Raw genomic sequence first — 18,717 nt, forward strand, 5'->3', positions numbered from 1 at the left:
ACTGGCTCCGCAATGGTTGGTTTTCCAACATGTTACGCTGTCGGGCGTTTGCCAGAGTGTCTGGTACGCTGAATCGCTGGGGCATGTTCGATAGCGCGTGCGTGAGCGAGCTGGCCAGCGGGCGCATGGGATTTTGACCTCATCGCGAAGCGCTTCAGGATCTCTGCCGCGGCGAGATAGCTCAGGCTGATGCCGGTGATCGCGGCGAGGATCGGTAGCGGCAATGCGGCGAAACCGATGAAGCCACCGAGTGGCGTCAAGGCCAGGATAAGCGCGACGGCAAGCGCGCCGAGCGATGTTGCCGCGAGCACGGGATGGGGGCGGCTCGTCCAGAGCGGCCTCGCGGTCCGGATGATGAAGATCACGAGAATCTGGGTCGCGATCGACTCGACAAACCAGGCTGTCCGGAACACGGCGACATCAGCGCCGAACCCCCAGCGCAGCAGAACGAAGGTCGCGATATCGAAGAGGGACGAGAGCGGCCCCATCACGAGAGTGAAGCGCAGCACCGATTTCATGTCCCAGACTTGCGGTGTCGCAAGCGTCTCCTCGTCGGCGCTGTCGAAGGGAATGCCGATCTCGGAGAGGTCATAGAGCAGGTTGTTGAGCAGGATCTGCAGCGGTGCCAACGGCAGGAAAGGCAACACCAGCGAGGCGAGCGCCATCGACAGCATGTTGCCGAAATTGGAACTCGTGCCCATGCGGACGTATTTCATGATGTTGGCGTAGGTACGCCGGCCTTCCGCCACCCCCGTGGCGAGAACGCCCAGATCGGGGGCGAGCAGGATGATGTCGGCGGCCTCGCGGCCGACATCGGTGCCGCCCTCGACTGACAAGCCGACATCGGCTGCATGGATTGCCGGTGCATCGTTGATGCCATCGCCGATGAAGCCGACCGTATGACCGCGCCGGCGCAACGCCCTCACGATCCGGCTCTTCTGGTCGGGCGAGACGCGCACGAAGAGGTCGGTCTTGCCCACACGTGCCGCGAGCGCCGCCTCGGAGAGACGAGAAATATCTTCGCCTGTCATCAGGCCGCGTGTCGGAAGGCCGAGCGTCTCGACCAGGTGCTGAACGACAGGCGCAGCGTCGCCGGAGATGATCTTGACGCATATGCCGGCCTTGACGAGCCGGGCCACAGCCTCTGTCGCCGACGCCTTGGGCGGATCAAGGAAGGCCGCGCAGCCGATGAAGACGAGACCAGCCTCGTCGGAGAGGCCAACCTGCCGGCAGTCGGCCCGCATCCTCCGCCTTGCGACCGCGAGCAGGCGGAAGCCCTGCCTACCCTTGTCGTCCAGTAGCACTGCGATCCGGGCGCGCTGCGCCTCATCGAGCGCGGAGACGGCGCCGTCGGGCGCCTCGACATGCGTGCACAGGCTTAGCACTGCCTCCGGCGCGCCCTTGGTGACGAGCGCGCGCTCCCCATCGTGCGAGACCAGGACCGAGGCACGACGCCGTTCGAAGTCGAAGGGCAGGTCGTCGATATGCGCCCAACCGTCCTCATCGGCCGCCGGCGCGCCCGCCAGGATCGCATCGTCGAGATTGCTGCGCATGCCGCTGGCAAATCGGCTGTTGAGGCGGATGAATTGGGCAGCACGCGCGCTGTCGCGGCCATCGGCTCCGAAGCTGCCGATATGGACGATCTTCGCCTCGGTCAGCGTGCCGGTCTTGTCGGTACAGAGCACATCCATGGCGCCGAGGTCATGGATGGCCGAGAGACGTTTCACCACGACTTTGCTGGCCGCCATGCGCACTGCGCCGCGCGCGAGGGTGACCGTCATGACCATAGGCAAGAGCTCGGGAGTCAGGCCGACCGCCAGCGCCACAGCGAACAGGAAGCTCTCCAGCGACAGGCCGTGATGGATGAGCTGGGTCAGGAGGACGAAGAGGACGAGGAAGCCGGTCAGCCGTAGGATCAGCATGCCGAGCGCATGGACGCCGCGCTCGAAGGCGGTCGGCGGTTCCTTGGCCAGCACCGAGGCCGAGATGGCGCCGAAGCGGGTCGCCGCGCCTGTGGCGGCCACCAGCATGAGCGCTTCGCCACCGACCATGCTGGTGCCGCCGAACAGAGCGTTGAAGGCGTCGGAGGGAGAAGAGCCCGAGGCCGGACCCGGCCGCTTCTCGACCGGATAAGGCTCGCCGGTCAGGATGGCTTCATTGGCGAGCGCGCCGTGGCCCGACAGCACGATGCCGTCAGCTGGTACCAGGTCACCGGCGCGCAATTCCACGACATCGCCCGGTACGATGTCCTTGACCGGCAACTCCTCGACCTTGCCGTCCCGGCGTACGGAGGCTGTCACGGCGACCGAACGCTTCAGAGCCTCGACGGCACTCTCGGCCTTCTGCTCCTGAGCGAGGTCGAGCCCGATGGAGAAGAAGACGATGATCAGGATGATGACGAAGCTCTGCCAGTCTCCCGTGGCGCCTGAAATGCCCGCCGCAATGAGCAGGATGGCGATCAGTGGCTCGGAGAGCCGCTTGGCGAGCTTTGCAATGAGACTGCGGTGAAGGCCCACGACCGCGCGGTTCGGGCCGTAATGGTCCAGTCGGTCGCGTGCCTCCGCCGAGGTCAGCCCCTCCGGTCGGGCGTCGAGCATCCGCAGGCTGTCGTTGTTGCTCGCGGTCCAGAAAGCTGGTTGCTCGCCCTTGCGGGCCAGCGCTGCCGTTGCAGCATCGATCGCTCCATTCATCGCTGATCATCCTTGCGATATGCGTACCTCATCGCCGTGGGCATCGTAGAAGCCTGCGCGGCCCCATCATTTGATCCAGGGCAAGCCGCGCATGCGTCGCAGGAGGCAGGGCCGTACGGATGTCCGCCCGCAAGAGAAGCTCAATCGGCGCGGTTGAAGTTGGTATGAGCCGAGGGCGCTTCCGCGTTCGTCGCAATGATGGTCGTGGGCGCAGGAGGACGTCATCGCACGCCGGGTGTCGGACATCGCGCTTGGTTTCAGCTAGGCTTTCGCTCTGCAGAGGCCACGCTTTCACCCTCGGTGGCAGCCCACGATTGCGCGGCCCTGAAAAGCCGAAGGAGCAGATGCCGGATGACGCACCGCATGCAGGAGTTGGCCAGCGAGATCGTCCGGCTGCAAGTCGAATTGGACCGCGAAATCGAGGCACGCCGCAAGATCCTCGGCTGGCGTCTCAAGAAGCGGATCGTCGAATTCGAGCACGGCATCGTGTTCGAGCATCGCCGCCTGCGCAAGAGCGTCCGGGGCTTTCTGGCGCGCTCGCCGATCACCACGATCATAACCGCGCCAGTGATCTATTCGCTGATCGTTCCGATGCTCATCGTTGATGCCTGGGCAAGCCTGTACCAGGCGATCTGCTTTCGGGCCTATCGCATCCCGCGTGTCAGCCGCGGCCGCTATATCATGTTCGACCGGCGGCACCTCGCCTATCTGAACTGGATTGAGGCGCTCAACTGCCTCTATTGCGGTTATGCCAACGGCGTGATCGCCTATGTCAGGGAAATCGGTAGCCGCACGGAACAATATTGGTGTCCGATCAAGCACGCGTTGCGGGTCAGCGATCCACATCGTCGGTACTATGATTTCCTCGAATACGGCGATGCCGACGGGTATCGCGCCCGGCTCGACGAGTTTCGTAAGCGCCTGCGGGACGCCCCGCTGGAGGAGGTAGCCCAGCGCGACTGAGCGGCTGGGACGTGTGTCCGAGATGCTCGGTCATCATGCGCATGAGTGCCGCGCGCTCGAGACTGTCGAGGTCGTCAAGGCCTGAGCGGCGGAGGAACGCTTTGACAGCAGCGCCTGTTCGGCAGGCGCATTTCAGGCCCGATCACACGGGTGCCGTGCCTGCGGATTGAGCGCCTTGTGGCGCTAACGCCCGGTGCTCCTTCTCGCGTCCGCGCACAACCCTTCGGCCTTGCAGGCGCCCTTTGACAGGCGTCACGACGGTGCATTGGCCTTCCGGCCCAGCCGAAGAATGATAATAAATGATCACCCAGTCGTGGGTCCGACCCAGCTCATGCGCGAGCGGGGTATTGGAATATAGCGCTGTAAACGACCAATCGTCCCGCTTGGTATGAAGCACCGGCAACCAGGCTTCGCCCTGCGGGTTGAAGCGCTTCGGCGCGATCGTGCGGAGTGTTCCGGCCTTGGCCCGCTCACGATACTCTCTGTCGACATCGAGCAGGAGCCCGAGCGGCGGCAACGCTTCGCCCGGACTGCCTTGGCTCAGGCGGAAGCGCCCCAGTCTTTCGTTCAGCGCCGTTCGCACCATCTGCGTGCGTCTGGTTCCAAAACCTTCGATCGCTTCAAGACTGCCATCGTGAGCGGCGAGTTCGAGCGCCTCCAGGGTGTCGATTTGCAGTTCACGAACAATTCGGTCGGCAAGATTGCGACCGATCCCAGGAATAGAGCGGAAGATAATTTCGGGCTCAAGGTCCCCCCGTAACCGCGCAAGCTGCGACCATCGGCCTGTCGCGGTCATCTCGGCGAGAGCGCTGGCGATACTTTGCCCGATAGCAGGCAGTTTCGTCAGGCCGTCTCTTCCCTCGGCCTTGATGATCTGGCTGATGGGGCGGAATTGTTCTTCGACGACGTCTGCAGCCGCGCGATAGGCCTGAATGCGAAAATGGTCGGCGCCCTGAGCCGTCAACAAATCCGCATACTCCCGCAACTTGGCAGCCAGCGAGAGGTTCTCCGAAATCGATGTTCGCAGATCATTCATCTTGGAAAGATCGCAGATGAATTGCGTCCATCCCTTGATCCAAATCATCATCAGGGATTGGAGAGGCCATCACCTGACCATGACAAGTCTGCAGACAACGATGGCTGATTCAGGCGAGCAATTCCGGCACGGGCGTACGTGGTAAGCCGGGCGCCGACGATGTCGCTTCTGGTGCGTTGATCTCGCTCAAAGGTCAATCCGCGCGGGCTGCTACGTTTCGCGTGAAGACATGCGGAGCCGTCGTCATGCCGAGATCAGAAGCCGTTGCGAAAGGCGAGATTCGTTTGCGCTTCCACGGTGCGGCCCAGGCGGTCACCGGATCCTGCTTCGCCCTCCAGACGAGCGAGGCCAATATCCTCGTCGATTGCGGGCTATTCCAGGGTTCGAAGACGGAGAAGGAGCTGAACTACCGGCCCTTTCCCTTCACCCCCGCATCGGTTGACGCGGTCCTCCTGACCCATGCTCATATCGATCACAGCGGGCTGTTGCCGAAGCTCGCGAAAGACGGCTTCGTCGGACCAATCTTCGCGACCGCTGCGACGATAGACCTCTGTTCGGTGATGCTGCCGGATTCCGGGCATATCCAGGAGATGGAAGTCGAACAGCTCAACCGGCGCAATGCCCGGCGCGGCCGGCCGATGGTCCAGGCTATTTATGACGCGGAGCAAGCGCTGGCGACCCTCACGCAGTTCCGGCCTATGCCTTTCGGGACTTGGGCTCCGGTCGCCAAGGGAATTCGCGCGCGGTACTGGAATGCCGGGCACCTGCTGGGCTCCGCCTCGATAGAGCTCGAGATTGACAGACAGGGCGTTCGGCCGCTGCGGCTGCTCTTCTCCGGCGATATCGGCCCCAACCACAAGCTCCTGCAGTCGGACCCCGCCGCGCCGCATGATCTCGACTATGTCGTTTGCGAAGCGACTTACGGGGATGTCGATCGTCCGGACGCCTCATTTGAACGGCGGCTGCAGGTCTTGCGGTCAGAGGTTCAGGCCGCGGTGAAAGCTTCCGGTGTGCTGCTTATTCCGTCCTTCGCCGTCGAGCGAACCCAGGAACTGCTCGTCGACCTCGTCCACCTGATGAAATCTGGCGATATTCCGAGCGCACCGATTTTCGTCGACTCGCCACTCGCGACCAAGGCGAGTGCCGTATTCGAAAAACACTCGGGCGACATCGAGCGCGGCGAGGAGTTGCGCGACGCCTTGCGGTCCCCTCAGGTCAGGTTCACGGAATCGGCAGAGCAGAGCAAAGCCATCGCTCGTATCCGAGGCTTTCATATCGTGATGGCGGCAAGCGGAATGTGCGAAGCCGGCCGGATTCGCCATCACCTCAAGGACTGGCTCTGGCGTGAGCAAGCGACAGTGCTTCTTGTCGGATTCCAGGCACAGGGGACACTCGGCCGGATCTTGCTCGATGGCGCCCCCCGCGTCCGGCTGATGGGCGAAGAGGTCCAGGTCAGGGCACGCATCCGCTCTGTCGATCTCTATTCAGGCCATGCCGACGGGCCTGAACTCGCCGCCTGGCTGGCTGGGCGTCAGCCGGTCTCAGGCTCGATTTTCCTGACCCACGGTGAACGGGAGGCCATCGATGGCCTGCGAAACCGACTGATCGATGCAGGCATGGGCGCGCGCGTCGTGGTGCCAACGCTCGACAGCGCCTTCGACTTATCCGCAGAAGCCGCCCACCAGATCAAGCATGAGGAGCCTGTGCGCATCGCTGCCGACAGCGCTGGTCGGCGCGACTGGCACAACGATCTCTCCAAGCTGATCCTCGACATCGATGAAGCCGTGGCCAAGGCAGTTGACGAGCGGGCCCGCAAGCAGATCATCCGCCAGCTGCGGAAGGCGCTTGCGCCGGATTGAACCGCGCATCTCTGCCAACCACGACGGCGAGCGCGAGTTCAGAGTGGCTCGATGCTCCGATCTTTCACGCCAGAACGAGATCGAGCGGTCCTTCCATGCCCTGGCGATCTCGACTGCGATCGGAATGCCATCGCGCGGCCGTGCATAGACGACAGGCAGTCGAGGCGGCGCGCTCAAGGACAGGTCGCGAGCATCTGCGACGCGTCGGCCAGGTCTAGAAATGGTGCTCAGGCATTGGCGTTTGGCTTCAGAATTTATCCATGGCGACATGTCGAATGTCGGGTGTCCGCCGCTCAGTGGCCTGGGTCGGGCCTCCCGGATAACCGATGATGATGGGGGCGACGGGCCTGAATTCGACCGGAATACCAAGCCTGGCCTTGCCTGCCGGCGTGTTCAACCACGCCTCCGAAAAGCCGATCCAACAGGTTCCGAGACCTTGGGCATGAGCGGCCAGCATCAGGATCTGGGCGGCGAGACAACAATCCTTGAGCGCCATTTCGTCGGGTGTGGTCGAGCAGATCACGATCAGGACGGGTGCGTTGTAAAAGATGTTGAACTCGGGCGATGCCAGTCGCTCGCGCATGTCAGCAAGTTTTGGATGTAGCTCTGTTTGCTTCAGCATCAAGGCCTTGGCCGCAGCCGAGCAAGCAGCCAGCGTGGCCGGGTCATCTACCACAAAAAAGCACCAAGGCTGGAGATTGATGCCGCTCGGCGCCCAGACGGCCTCGCCGATGAGGGAGTGGATCACGGATTCCGACAGAGGTTTATCCGCATAGTCACGAACCGCGCGCCGTCCATGGATGGCTTCAAAAATGTCCATGAAATCCTCCTGCCAAGCCCGTCTTGGAAACACTCGATCGCCGGCGATCTGCCGGCCCGGCGTCCACACGCCGCCTCCGACGTCAGAACAGCCCTGCCGACTTGGTGGAGTAGCTGACCAGAAGATTCTTCGTTTCCTGATAGTGGTCGAGCATCATCTTGTGGTTCTCGCGACCAAAGCCCGAAGCCTTGTAGCCCCCGAATGCGGCATGGGCTGGGTAGGCGTGGTAGCAATTGGTCCAGACGCGCCCGGCCTGGATGCCGCGCCCAATGCGGTAGGCGTTCGTGCCGTTGCGTGACCACACGCCCGCGCCGAGGCCGTATGGCGTATCGTTGCCGATACGGATCGCATCGTCCACGGTCTTGAAGGTCGTGACCGACAGGACCGGGCCGAAGATCTCCTCCTGGAAGATGCGCATGCTGTTGTCGCCGCTGAACACCGTCGGCTTCAGGAAATAGCCCTTTTCCAGATCGCCGCCGAGATGGGCTCGCTCACCGCCGGTCAGGCATTTCGCGCCTTCTTCTCGGCCGATCTCGATATAGCCGAGTATCTTGGTCAGCTGGTCCTGCGATGCCTGGGCGCCCATCTGCGTCGTCGGGTCGAGCGGGTCGCCGACCTTGATCGCGGCGACGCGGGCGACCGCACGCTCCATGAACTTGTCGTAGATCGATTCCTGCACGAGCGCTCGAGATGGGCAGGTGCAGACCTCGCCCTTGTTGAAGGCGAACAGGGCGAAGCCTTCGAGCGCCTTGTCGAAGAAATCGTCATCGGCATCCATCACATCGGCCATGAAGATGTTGGGCGACTTGCCGCCGAGCTCCATCGTCTGCGGGATGAGGTGCTCGGCCGCGTAGCGCATGATCTGTCTGCCGGTCGTGGTCTCGCCGGTGAAAGAGACCTTGGAGATGCGCAAATTGGCAGCGATTGCCTGGCCGACCGAGCCTCCAGGGCCGGTGACGACGTTGAGCACGCCGGGCGGCAGGATGTCGGCGGTGAGGCCGGCGAGGATCAGGAGCGTGAGCGGTGTGTTGGAGGCCGGCTTGATCACCGTGCAATTGCCGGCGGCCAGGGCAGGGGCGATCTTCCAGGCGGCCATCAGCAGCGGGAAATTCCAGGGAATGATCTGGCCGACGACGCCGAGCGGTTCCTTGAAGTGATAGGCGATGGTGTCGGCGTCGATCGTCGAGATCGAGCCCTCCTCGGCGCGGATGCAGCCAGCGAAATAGCGGAAATGGTCGATCGCGAGCGGAACATCGGCGCCGCGAGTCTCGCGGATCGGTTTGCCATTGTCGAGCGTCTCGGCCAATGCCAGCAATTCCAGGTTCTCTTCCATGCGATCGGCGACCTTGTTGAGAAGCCGCGAGCGCTCGGCGGGCGACATGAGCGCCCAGGCATCCTTGGCCTTGTAGGCCGCGTCGAGTGCCGCTTCCACATCCCTGGCTGTCGACTTGGCCGCCTCGACCAGGCGCTGTCCGTTGATCGGGCTGTAGTCGGTGAAGTATTCGCCGTCGAGCGGGGCAACCCACTTGCCACCGATGAAGTTGCCGTAGCGGGCGGGGATGTTCCCCTTCGAACGGACGAGTTCCAGAGCGTGATGGGACATAACGTCCTCCTTCTGTGGAAGCCGGCGATCGGCGCCTAGCTTACGATCTCATGCTAGATGCCGCGCATGTTGCGGCTTTGATCTCGCTCAAGGTCGAGCCCGCCAATGCGTCTAGCCTTGCCGGATCGACAGAGGAGACGAGGCATGGCGAAGATGATGAAGGCTGCGGTGGTGCACGCGTTCGGCAAGCCGCTGGTGATTCAGGATGTTCCGGTGCCCGTGCCAGGACCTGGCGAACTTCTCGTCAAGGTGCTGGCCTGCGGCGTCTGCCATACCGACCTCCACGCGGCCGAGGGCGATTGGCCGGTGAAGCCGGTACCGCCCTTCATTCCCGGCCATGAAGTGGTCGGAGTGGTTGCGCAGCTCGGGCCGGGCGTGACCGACTTCAAGGAAGGTGACCCGGTGGGCGTCGCCTGGCTGCACGATTCCTGCCTGCGCTGCGAGTATTGCGAGACCGGTTGGGAGACGCTGTGCGAGCATCAGCACGACACCGGCTATAGTTGCGACGGCGGTTTTGCCGAATATGTCATCGCCTCGGCGGCCTTCGCGGCTCGCCTTCCCACCAATGTCGATGCCGCGCAGATGGCCCCGATCCTGTGTGCCGGTGTCACCACCTACAAGGGGCTGAAGGAAACCGAGGCACGCCCGGGCGAATGGGTGGCCATCTCCGGTATCGGCGGTCTGGGCCATGTCGCCATCCAGTACGCCAAGGCCATGGGCCTCAAGGTGGTCGCGCTCGACATCGCGCCGGACAAGCTTGCTCTGGCGCGCACGACCGGAGCCGATATCGTCATCGATGCGGGCTCGCCCGATGCGGTGGCTCAGGTGGTGAAGGCGACGGGCGGCGGAGCCCACGGCATCCTGGTGACTGCGGTCTCGCCGCCGGCCTTCTCCCAAGCTGTGCGCATGGTTCGCCGGAAAGGCACGGTTGTCCTCGTCGGGCTGCCCCCTGGGGAGTTTCCCACTCCGATCTTCGATGTCGTGCTGAAGCGGATCACCCTGCGAGGATCGATCGTCGGCACCCGGCGTGACCTCGATGAAGCCATCGCCTTTGCCGTGGAAGGCAAGGTCAAGGCTGAGATCACCAAGGCGCCGTTAGCGGACATCAACGCGATCTTCGCCAAGCTTAAGGCCGGTAAAGTCGAGGGCCGCATCGTCCTGGATCTCACCATGCCGGCCGAGGCGTCCATGCAGAAGGCTGAACCCGCCTACGTTTAGACGGCTGTCAGCCCATTCTGCGCTTTGAGGCAGATCATGGTCCGGCGACTGGCCGAACCTAACCTGTAGGTGGGAGGAGCCTCGCGATGCAGCCAACCTACAAGATCGGCCAAATAGCCGACCAAGAGATCGACCGGGCCTATCTCTTGGTCGGTCTGGTCGCGCCCAGGCTCGCTCTTGAGGAATGGCGGGCCCTTTGCTGCGACGCCCTGACCCGGAAACGCCTGGCGATCGCCCAGGATGACATTGTCGTCGCGGTGAATCCCGTCGGATACGTTCAGGGCGTGTGTGTCTACGCCGTGAGAAAACACCCCTTTCATGACCGAATCCTGGACGTCTCAATCTTCGTGATCACCAGCGCGGCCGACGAAGCCGGCGTCGCGAGCGAATTACTAGGTTACCTCCGGGGTCTGGCGCGGCGGGAGGTTTGCCAGGCGATACGCATCTGGACATTGGGACAAGACAATTGGAGCCGCCATCTCCGCGAGGGGGAGATCAGCCGGTCCGACCATGGCGTGCTAGTGCTCCTCGATGCACCAAGGGCTGCCCAAGCCTGATCTCTCTAAAGTCGTGAGGAATCGGGCTTGCCGGTGAAAACGTAGCCGATGCCGCGAACAGATTTTATCAATGATGGTCGCTTGGGGTCGCGTTCCACCTTTTTCCGCAGCCGCGCAATCTGCGCGTCGATCGTCCGATCGAAGGCCTCCAGCGTCCGCCCATGCGTCAGATCCATCAGCACGTCGCGGGAGAAGACGCGCCCCGGATGCTTCGCCAGCACCGCCAGCATATCGAACTCGCCGGTCGTGAGGATGATTTCCTCGCCTTCCGCCGTCACGAGCTCGCGGCGTGCGAGGTCCAGGCGCCAGCCGTCGAAGTGAAAAATCTCGCTGTCGGCGCCGCTTGCCGACGCTATCGCAGGCTGCCGACGGCGCAGCACCGTCCTGAGCCGCGCCAGCACCTCCCGAAGGTGGAACGGCTTGGCGATATAGTCGTCGGCACCGACTTCGAGTCCGACGATCCGGTCGACCACGTCATCGCGTCCGGTCAGCATGATGATCGGTACATCCGACTGTGAGCGGATTTCGCGGGCGAGTACGAGACCATCCTCGCTGCCGGGGAGAACAAGATCGAGCAGGATGATGTCGACGACGGTCATTTGCAGGCATTCCCGCATGGCTTGGCCGCCGGCAACTGCGGTTATGCGGTAGCCCTCATCCTCGAAGTAGTGAATGAGCATCTGGCGAATGCGCGCATCGTCATCCACGACGAGGATATGTTCACTACGGCCCCGCGGCTCAGACATGTTCGAGCTTCAAGGCCATAGGCCATTCCTGCCTGTTACAATCCGTCACGTCATCGCACCGATTGTGACGCTGGCATCGTCTCGCCGTGACGGGAGTGACGTCAATTCTCTGCATCGACAGGCAAAGAGAGACGCTCATGTTCACGGAAACCATCATGTCACAGCGGCCCGGCTTTGTCAGCGCCATCGCTGATACAACGCCTCCTGCCGTGAACCTGCGGACCCTGTTCAGCAAGCAGGTGGTCGAGACGTTCGAAGGCGGTTCCGCCGTGTTCTGGGAAGGGGACGCGGCCAAGCATGTCTTCGAAGTCGTCGAGGGCGTCCTGCGCGTATTCAAGATTACAGGCGACGGCCACCGGGTGATCACTGGTTTCATCTATCCTGGCGATCTGCTGGGCGTTTCCGTCAAGGACCAGTATCTTTATACCGCTGAAGCCGTGACGAAGACCAAGCTTCGCCGCTTCACCCGCAGGCGCTTTCAAGAGGAGATCAACCGGTCTCCGGAGCTCCGGCCGCAACTCTTCGCACGTCTCTGCGATGAGATGGCTGCGGCACAGGACCAGATGGTGCTGCTCGCGCGAAAGAGCGCCGAGGAACGGGTCAGCAGCTTTCTGCTTGTCATTGCCCGTCGGCTGTCGAGCGTCCAGCTAGCCCAGCCGATCGTCGAGATTCCGATGACACGGCTCGATATGGCGGATTATCTCGGCCTTACCATCGAGACGGTCTCGCGGACCATGACCAAATTGATCGGCGCGGGGGTGATTGCTCAAAGCGGTCGCCATTCCGTCATCGTTCGAAAACTGGCAAAGCTTGCCCGGCTTGCAGGCGAGGGGGATGATGACGATAAGCAGACATGGGGCCCGGCTTCGGTTCGGCAGGCGGTCTGGCCTCAATGATGGATCGAGCCGGTCGTGAGGTGGCGCTTGTAATGAAGTCCAAGCTCACCAGCGATCACAGCCTGGGCGAGATCGTGCGCGTCCTCGACGGCGCCAACATCATCGTCCATGGCTTCGATGGCGTCATCAGCCGTTGGACGACAGGATGCGAGGAACTTTACGGCTGGACCCGCGAGGAGGCGGTTGGGGCGGTCGCGCATGATCTGCTCGAAACCGTTTTTCCTGTGCCACTCCATGAGATTCACGCTCATTTGCGCCAGCACGATATCTGGGCTGGAGATCTGACACATCGGCACAAGGACGGTCATGTGATCGTTGTGGCCGGCCGTTGGGTGGCTGTCAGATCGGAGGCTCCGTCGGACCTCGTGATCGTCGAGACCAATATCGACGTCAGCGCCCTGAAGCATACCCAGACCGATCTCATCGCCCGGGAAGCGCATCTCCGCTCGATCCTCAACACCGTGCCCGAAGCCATGGTGGTCATTGATGAAACTGGCACGATCACCTCCTTCAGCCCTGCTGCGGAGCGCCTGTTCGGCTATGCGGCAAACGCTATCTGCGGGGAGAACGTCCGCTGTCTGATGCCGCAGCCGGACCGCGACGCGCATGACGGCTATCTCTCGCGCTACCTGACCACGGGCGAACGGCGCATCATAGGCTACGGGCGTGTCGTGACGGGCCTCAAGAAGGACGGCACCCGCTTTCCGATGGAACTGGCGATCGGCGAAGCGATCGCCAATGGCAATCGCATCTTCACCGGCTTCATCCGTGATCTGACCAGCCGTCACAGGATAGAAGAAGAGCTACGCCAGGCCCAGAAGATGGAAGCCGTCGGGCATTTGAGCGGCGGTATAGCTCACGACTTCAACAACCTCCTGACCGTCATCAATGGCAATCTGGAGATGATCGAGCGGCGCCTCGATGATGTGAAACTGCGGGCTCTTCTGCGCGAGGCGCAGGATGCGGCCGATGACGGCGCCATCCTCACCGCGCAGTTGCTGGCATTCGGCAGAAGGCAACCGCTCAACCCGAAGCTTGCTGATGTCGGCCAGCTGGTGTCGAATTTCTCTGATCTTTTGCGCCGGACGCTTGGGGAAGCGATCGAACTGCGGACAATCGTGAGTGGAGCCATGAATCGGGCTCTTGTGGACGCGTCGCAATTGCAGAACGCGTTGCTCAACCTGGCCTTGAACGCCCGCGATGCGATGCCGCGCGGTGGGCGCCTCACCGTCGAGGTTTCTCCCGCGCAGATCGACGCGGATTATGCGCGCATGTTTCCCGAAGTGCGCTCCGGCAGCTATTTGCTGATTTCCGTCACCGATACCGGGGTCGGGATGCCGCCTGAGGTCCGGCAGCGCGCATTCGAGCCCTTCTTCACGACGAAGGATGTCGGCGCAGGGACCGGCCTTGGTCTCAGCATGGTCTACGGCTTTGCCAAACAGTCGGGCGGACATGTCCAGCTCTACAGCGAACCGGGGCAGGGCACGAGCGTGCGGCTGTTTCTGCCTGCGACCGCCGCCGGCAAGGTCCACGAGGACCCCGCCGCGACCGAAAGCAAGGGCGTGGCCGATATGCCGAAAGGTACCGAAACGATTCTCGTCGTCGAGGACGATGCCCGCGTACGCCGCGTCGCGGTCGCTCGGTTGGAGGATACAGGCTATCGGGTCATCCAGGCGGCGGCCGGGGCGCAGGCGCTGCAACTGCTTGCCGCCCATCCCGAAATCAGGCTGCTCTTCACGGATATTATCATGCCGGGCGGTATGACGGGCGACGAGTTGGCGAAGAAGGCAAGGGTAGCGCGGCCCGACATCAAGATCCTCTTCACTTCAGGCTACGCGGAGCCAAGCGTCGCCGGACGCGAGCTGGCAGCGGAGGGCAGTTGGCTAAAGAAGCCCTACACCGCCTGGGAGCTTGCCATTCGGCTGCGCGAGCTGCTCGATGAGAGAAGCGGGTCGTTGGCGTAGCCTTGCGCACTTGGCTTGCTGCCTGCGAGCCGTTCGATGGAACAGCTGAGAATGACTGCGCTGCGCGCTCATTAGCCGATGGCGCGGCAGACATGGCGTGCGATCGTCAGTTCCTCATCGGTGCCGAGAACCAGCACTTCAATGCGGCTGTCATCGCGGGATATCCGTTGCTTGCCTTCCAGATTGGCCTTGTCCTCGAAGCATAGGCCCAGCCATTCCAGGCGCCGGGATGTAAGAGCCCTGATCTGATGGGCGTGCTCTCCAATTCCGCCGGTGAAGACGAGGCGATCGAGCCCGCCCAGCGTATTGGCCATTGCCGCGATCTCACGGGTCAGCCGGAATACGAAGAGATCAATCGCTTCAGCGGCATGCGGGTCTTGGCTCGCGAGCAGCGTTCGCATGTCACCGGAGATGCCGGAGACGCCAAGCAGGCCCGATTGGCGATAAAGCAGATCTTCCAGTTCCACGACCGAGAGACCCTCGACCTGTTGAAGATAGAGCAGGACGCCGGGATCGAGCGCGCCGCAGCGCGTGCCCATGACGAGGCCATCGAGCGCCGAGAAGCCCATTGTCGTATCGAGGCTCTTGCCATCTCGCATGGCGCACAGGCTCGCACCATTGCCGAGATGGGCCACCACTGTCCGCTTGCCGGTCTCCTCAGGCGCGATCTCGGTAAGGAGCCTTGCGATGAACTCATACGACAGCCCGTGAAAGCCGTAGCGCCGTATGCCTTTCTCCTCCAAGGCGCGTGGAATTGCGAAGCGGCTGACCGGCGATGTCAGGCCATGGTGAAAGGCGGTGTCGAAGCAGCCGAATTGCGGCAAGTCGGGGCGCAGGCGTGCGAGCGCCCGTACTGGCGCGAGGCTGCGCGGCTGATGCAATGGCGCGAGCGATGTTAGGGCGGTCAGCGCTGCGATCGCGCGCTCATCCAGCCGGCAGGTTTCGAAGTACTCGCGGCCACCATGGACGATCCGATGGCCGGCCGCGACCAAGCGATCCTTGCCGAGATGGGCTTCGATCCAGCCAAGCAACTCACCGAGCAGATCGTCCTGCTCGGCTCGTTGCGAGCCCCAGCGACGATCGGCGAGGCTTTGGCCGGCTGCATTCCTGGCGACGAGACGAGGCGAACCGTCATTCTCCTCGATCTCGCCGCGCACCAAAAGTGAGGGGTTGCCGGAAGCAATCTCAAACAGGCTGAACTTGATGCTCGAAGAGCCTGCATTCAACGCAAGGATCGCATCCGTCATGGCTTCGCCCTACCGAGAAGGGTCATGGAATGCCCGCGGCAGATGCATCGTGCGGCCAGCGCCAATCGCGAATCTCCGGCATGTCCTCACCATATGCGCGGATATAGGCCGCATGGGCGATCAGCTGGTCGCGGAAGCATTGACGCGCGCGTGAGCCATCGGAGCCGAGCTCCGGGAGCCGGTCGATCACGGCGATGGCGAGATGGAAGCGGTCGAGTTCGTTCAGCACCAGCATATCGAACGGAGTCGTGGTGGTGCCTTCCTCCTGATAACCGTGGACATGCATGCCGGCATGGTTGCCTCGATCATAGGTCAGCCGGTGGATCAGCTGCGGGTAGCCGTGAAAGGCGAAGATCGCCGGCCGATCCCGCGTGAACACGGCGTCGAAATCCCGGTCGCTCAGCCCATGAGGGTGCTGTTTGTGGCTCTGCAGCGTCATCAGGTCGACTACGTTGACGACGCGGATGGTGATTTGGGGCATTGCCGCCCGCAGCAATGCGACGGCGGCGAGGGTCTCGATCGTGGGCACATCGCCAGCGCAAGCCATGACAACGTCGGGCTCCGAGCCCGTCTTCTCGTTGCCGGCCCACTCCCAGATGCCGATTCCCGCGGCACAATGGATCGCCGCGGCCTCGCTGTTCAGCCATTGCGGCGCCGGAGCCTTGCCGGCGACGATGACATTGATGCGATCATAGGTGCGCAGGCAGTGATCCGTGACCCAGAGCAGGGTGTTGGCATCCGGCGGCAGATAGATTCTGCCAATATCTGCCTTCTTGTTGGCAATGAGATCGAGGAAGCCCGGGTCCTGGTGGCTGAAGCCGTTATGATCCTGCTGCCAGACATGCGAGGTCAGGAGATAGTTCAGCGAAGCAATCGGCTGACGCCACGGGATTCCGCGCGAGACCTTCAACCATTTGGCGTGCTGATTCACCATCGAATCGACGATGTGGATAAAGGCCTCGTAGCAGGAGAATAAGCCGTGGCGGCCGGTGAGCAGGTAGCCCTCGAGCCAGCCCTGGCAAAGGTGTTCGCTCAGCACCTCCATGACCCGGCCATCCCGGGCGAGATGGACGTCATAGGGCTCTATCGGCTCCATCCAGACGCGTTCTGTAACATCGAACACCGCGTCAAGGCGGTTTGAGGCTGTCTCGTCGGGACCCATGATGCGGAAATTGCGTGCTGGCGCGTTCAGCACCGCGACGTCTTTAAGATAGGCGCCCATAACTCGCGTCGCCTCTGCGACGAGGCCGCCAGGGCAGGGCAGTTCGAGGCTGTAATTGCGATAATCCGGCAATTTCAAACTGCGTTTGAGCAGACCGCCATTGGCGTGCGGGTTGGCGCCCATGCGGCGCGTCCCCGACGGCGCCAGCGCTCGCAGCTCTGAGCGCAGCTCGCCAGCCTCGTCGAACAGCGTCTCGGGCTCATAGCTCCGCATCCACTCTTCGAGCAGCTTGAGATGGGCGGCGTTGCCGCGCGCGTCGGTAATCGGCACCTGGTGAGACCGCCAGAAGCCCTCGACCTTCTTGCCATCGACGAATTTCGGTCCGGTCCAGCCCTTTGGGCTGCGCAGCACGATCATTGGCCAGCGCGGGCGTTCGTCGATGCGTCCAGCGTCGCGAGCCTCTGTCTGGATGGCATGGATGCGGTCGAACACCGTGTCCAGCGTGCCCGCCATGAGCTGGTGCATCACCTCCGGTTCGCTGCCTTCGACGAAGAAGGGCTCGTAGCCATAGCCCATGAGCAGGTTGCGCAGCTCTTCGGGCGGCATCCGGGCCAGCATCGTCGGATTGGCGATCTTGTAGCCATTGAGGTGCAGGATCGGCAGGACAGCGCCGTCATGGACCGGATTGAGGAATTTATTGGAATGCCAGGAGGCGGCGAGCGGCCCGGTCTCGGCCTCACCGTCGCCGATGACGCAAGCAACGATCAGGTCCGGGTTGTCGAGCGCGGCGCCGAAGGCGTGAACCAGCGCATACCCCAGCTCGCCGCCCTCATGGATCGAGCCTGGCGTCTCGGGCGCAGCATGGCTCGGAATCCCGCCAGGAAACGAGAACTGCCGGAAGAGCTTGTGCAGTCCTTCCGCATCGCGGGAGATATCGGGATAGGTCTCGCTATAGGAGCCTTCGAGATAGGTGTTGGCGACCATGCCGGGGCCGCCATGCCCGGGGCCGCAGACATAGATCATGTCGAGATCGCGTGCCGCGATCATTCGGTTCAGATGCGCATAGATGAAGTTGAGGCCCGGCGTCGTGCCCCAGTGGCCGAGGAGGCGCGGCTTGACGTGCTCAGGCCGGAGCGGTTCGCGAAGCAGAGGATTGTCGAGCAGATAGATCTGGCCGACCGAGAGATAGTTCGCGGCGCTCCAATAGCGATGGATGAGGCTTAGCTCGTCTCGGCTCATGGGGTCGGCGATCATGGTTTCTCCTCAATCCCGTTGCCTGCGGAATGGAGCATACCCTTTCGCTGCGCGTGCTGATCTAGCGCAAGGAACGCGGGCTTCGCCGATGCATAGCGCTCACATGTCGCGGCAAGCACGGCCTGCCTGGCCCCAATGGCGCGCCGTGCGATAAGCGCGACATTGATCGATCAGCGTACGGGTCGCCTGTTCTTCTCAGCCTTCCGCGTCCATCGCGTGCAGCTTCTCGACACGACGGCGGAAATCCTCGTCGGTCGAAAATTCGGCCGCCAGGAAGGCTGTGATGAGATCGCTCGCCAACCATGGGCCGATGATCTGCGCGCAGATGCACATGACGTCGGCGCGGATGCCCTTCCTCTTATTGGCCGCGATCGAGGCGCCGACCACGCTCCGGCCTGGATGTCCCTGTGCTGACATTTCGATCTCGACAGGCCGTCACAGCGCGCGGATCTGCTCTTCGAACTCCTCTGGAATCGCGCCATGGCGCGCCAGGACGGAGAGCGCGCTGACCTCGCCGGTTTCATCGTCGGCGGTGACATGGATCACGGCGAGCCCCTCGGCAGTGCGCGCCATGCGCTCTCCATCGTTGATCGCGTGATGTTTCGTCCTCGCCAGCACCCGCTGCCCCGGTACGAGACGCTTGCGATGCGTTTTGAAGGGTTGGAGGAAGAACGTCTCGACATTGGCCATAGCTTGACTCCG

The 18,717-nt window shown here is 62.7% G+C and carries 14 protein-coding genes and 1 pseudogene; 6 read left to right on the forward strand and 9 right to left on the reverse strand.

Annotated features, from left to right (window positions below; genetic code table 11):
- Window positions 1-32 precede the first annotated feature (32 nt).
- Window positions 33-2,690, reverse strand: coding sequence for a magnesium-translocating P-type ATPase (mgtA, locus tag BMZ97_RS03050; protein ID WP_092165310.1), 2,658 nt, complete (start codon window positions 2,688-2,690; stop codon window positions 33-35).
- Between the two features lie 351 nt (window positions 2,691-3,041).
- On the opposite strand from mgtA, the gene BMZ97_RS03055 reads away from it, so the two are divergent.
- Complete coding sequence (locus tag BMZ97_RS03055) at window positions 3,042-3,653, forward strand: hypothetical protein (protein ID WP_092165312.1); 612 nt, start codon at window positions 3,042-3,044, stop codon at window positions 3,651-3,653.
- Between the two features lie 142 nt (window positions 3,654-3,795).
- Here BMZ97_RS03055 and BMZ97_RS03060 read toward each other — a convergent pair whose 3' ends face one another.
- Window positions 3,796-4,740, reverse strand: coding sequence for a helix-hairpin-helix domain-containing protein (locus BMZ97_RS03060; RefSeq protein ID WP_244546213.1), 945 nt, complete (start codon window positions 4,738-4,740; stop codon window positions 3,796-3,798).
- A 194-nt stretch (window positions 4,741-4,934) separates the two neighbouring features.
- On the opposite strand from BMZ97_RS03060, the gene BMZ97_RS03065 reads away from it, so the two are divergent.
- Window positions 4,935-6,548, forward strand: a complete 1,614-nt coding sequence (locus BMZ97_RS03065; protein ID WP_092165314.1) for an MBL fold metallo-hydrolase RNA specificity domain-containing protein — start codon at window positions 4,935-4,937, stop codon at window positions 6,546-6,548.
- A gap of 247 nt (window positions 6,549-6,795) precedes the next feature.
- Here the strand turns inward: BMZ97_RS03065 and BMZ97_RS03070 are convergent, their stop codons facing one another.
- On the reverse strand, window positions 6,796-7,368 hold the full coding sequence (locus BMZ97_RS03070; RefSeq protein ID WP_092165316.1) for a nitroreductase family protein: 573 nt from the start codon (window positions 7,366-7,368) through the stop codon (window positions 6,796-6,798).
- Window positions 7,369-7,450: 82 nt separating this feature from the next.
- The gene (locus BMZ97_RS03075; protein ID WP_092165318.1) at window positions 7,451-8,971 is read right to left on the reverse strand and encodes an aldehyde dehydrogenase family protein; all 1,521 of its coding nucleotides are present in this window, start codon (window positions 8,969-8,971) and stop codon (window positions 7,451-7,453) included.
- Window positions 8,972-9,115: 144 nt separating this feature from the next.
- Between BMZ97_RS03075 and adhP the strand changes: the two genes are divergently transcribed.
- Both adhP and BMZ97_RS03085 read left to right on the forward strand, forming a co-directional pair.
- Window positions 9,116-10,189 (forward strand): alcohol dehydrogenase AdhP, encoded by a 1,074-nt coding sequence (gene adhP, locus BMZ97_RS03080; RefSeq protein ID WP_092165320.1) that lies wholly within the window; start codon window positions 9,116-9,118, stop codon window positions 10,187-10,189.
- Window positions 10,190-10,275: 86 nt separating this feature from the next.
- Window positions 10,276-10,746, forward strand: coding sequence for a hypothetical protein (locus BMZ97_RS03085; RefSeq protein ID WP_092165322.1), 471 nt, complete (start codon window positions 10,276-10,278; stop codon window positions 10,744-10,746).
- 5 nt (window positions 10,747-10,751) lie between these two features.
- Here the strand turns inward: BMZ97_RS03085 and BMZ97_RS03090 are convergent, their stop codons facing one another.
- The gene (locus tag BMZ97_RS03090; RefSeq protein WP_092165324.1) at window positions 10,752-11,492 is read right to left on the reverse strand and encodes a response regulator; all 741 of its coding nucleotides are present in this window, start codon (window positions 11,490-11,492) and stop codon (window positions 10,752-10,754) included.
- Window positions 11,493-11,629: 137 nt separating this feature from the next.
- On the opposite strand from BMZ97_RS03090, the gene BMZ97_RS03095 reads away from it, so the two are divergent.
- A complete protein-coding gene (locus BMZ97_RS03095; protein ID WP_244546214.1) occupies window positions 11,630-12,388 on the forward strand; it encodes a Crp/Fnr family transcriptional regulator in 759 nt (252 codons plus the stop codon).
- A 32-nt stretch (window positions 12,389-12,420) separates the two neighbouring features.
- A complete protein-coding gene (locus tag BMZ97_RS03100) occupies window positions 12,421-14,352 on the forward strand; it encodes a hybrid sensor histidine kinase/response regulator (protein ID WP_092165326.1) in 1,932 nt (643 codons plus the stop codon).
- 71 nt (window positions 14,353-14,423) lie between these two features.
- Here the strand turns inward: BMZ97_RS03100 and BMZ97_RS03105 are convergent, their stop codons facing one another.
- The 4 genes and pseudogenes from BMZ97_RS03105 to BMZ97_RS03120 form a co-directional block, all read right to left on the reverse strand.
- The gene (locus tag BMZ97_RS03105; RefSeq protein ID WP_092165328.1) at window positions 14,424-15,599 is read right to left on the reverse strand and encodes an acetate/propionate family kinase; all 1,176 of its coding nucleotides are present in this window, start codon (window positions 15,597-15,599) and stop codon (window positions 14,424-14,426) included.
- A 22-nt stretch (window positions 15,600-15,621) separates the two neighbouring features.
- Window positions 15,622-18,015 carry a phosphoketolase family protein gene (locus tag BMZ97_RS03110; RefSeq protein WP_092165330.1) on the reverse strand — a complete coding sequence of 798 codons (2,394 nt, stop codon included), beginning with the start codon at window positions 18,013-18,015 and terminating at the stop codon, window positions 15,622-15,624.
- Between the two features lie 195 nt (window positions 18,016-18,210).
- Window positions 18,211-18,399: pseudogene (locus BMZ97_RS03115) on the reverse strand (RpiB/LacA/LacB family sugar-phosphate isomerase); the annotation flags it as partial.
- A gap of 51 nt (window positions 18,400-18,450) precedes the next feature.
- Entirely contained in the window at window positions 18,451-18,705 is a 255-nt protein-coding gene (locus tag BMZ97_RS03120) for a hypothetical protein (RefSeq protein WP_092165332.1), read from the reverse strand.
- Between the last annotated feature and the right edge of the window lie 12 nt (window positions 18,706-18,717).

The organism is Allobosea sp. OK403, assembly GCF_900113835.1.
Classification (GTDB): Bacteria; Pseudomonadota; Alphaproteobacteria; order Rhizobiales; family Beijerinckiaceae; genus Allobosea.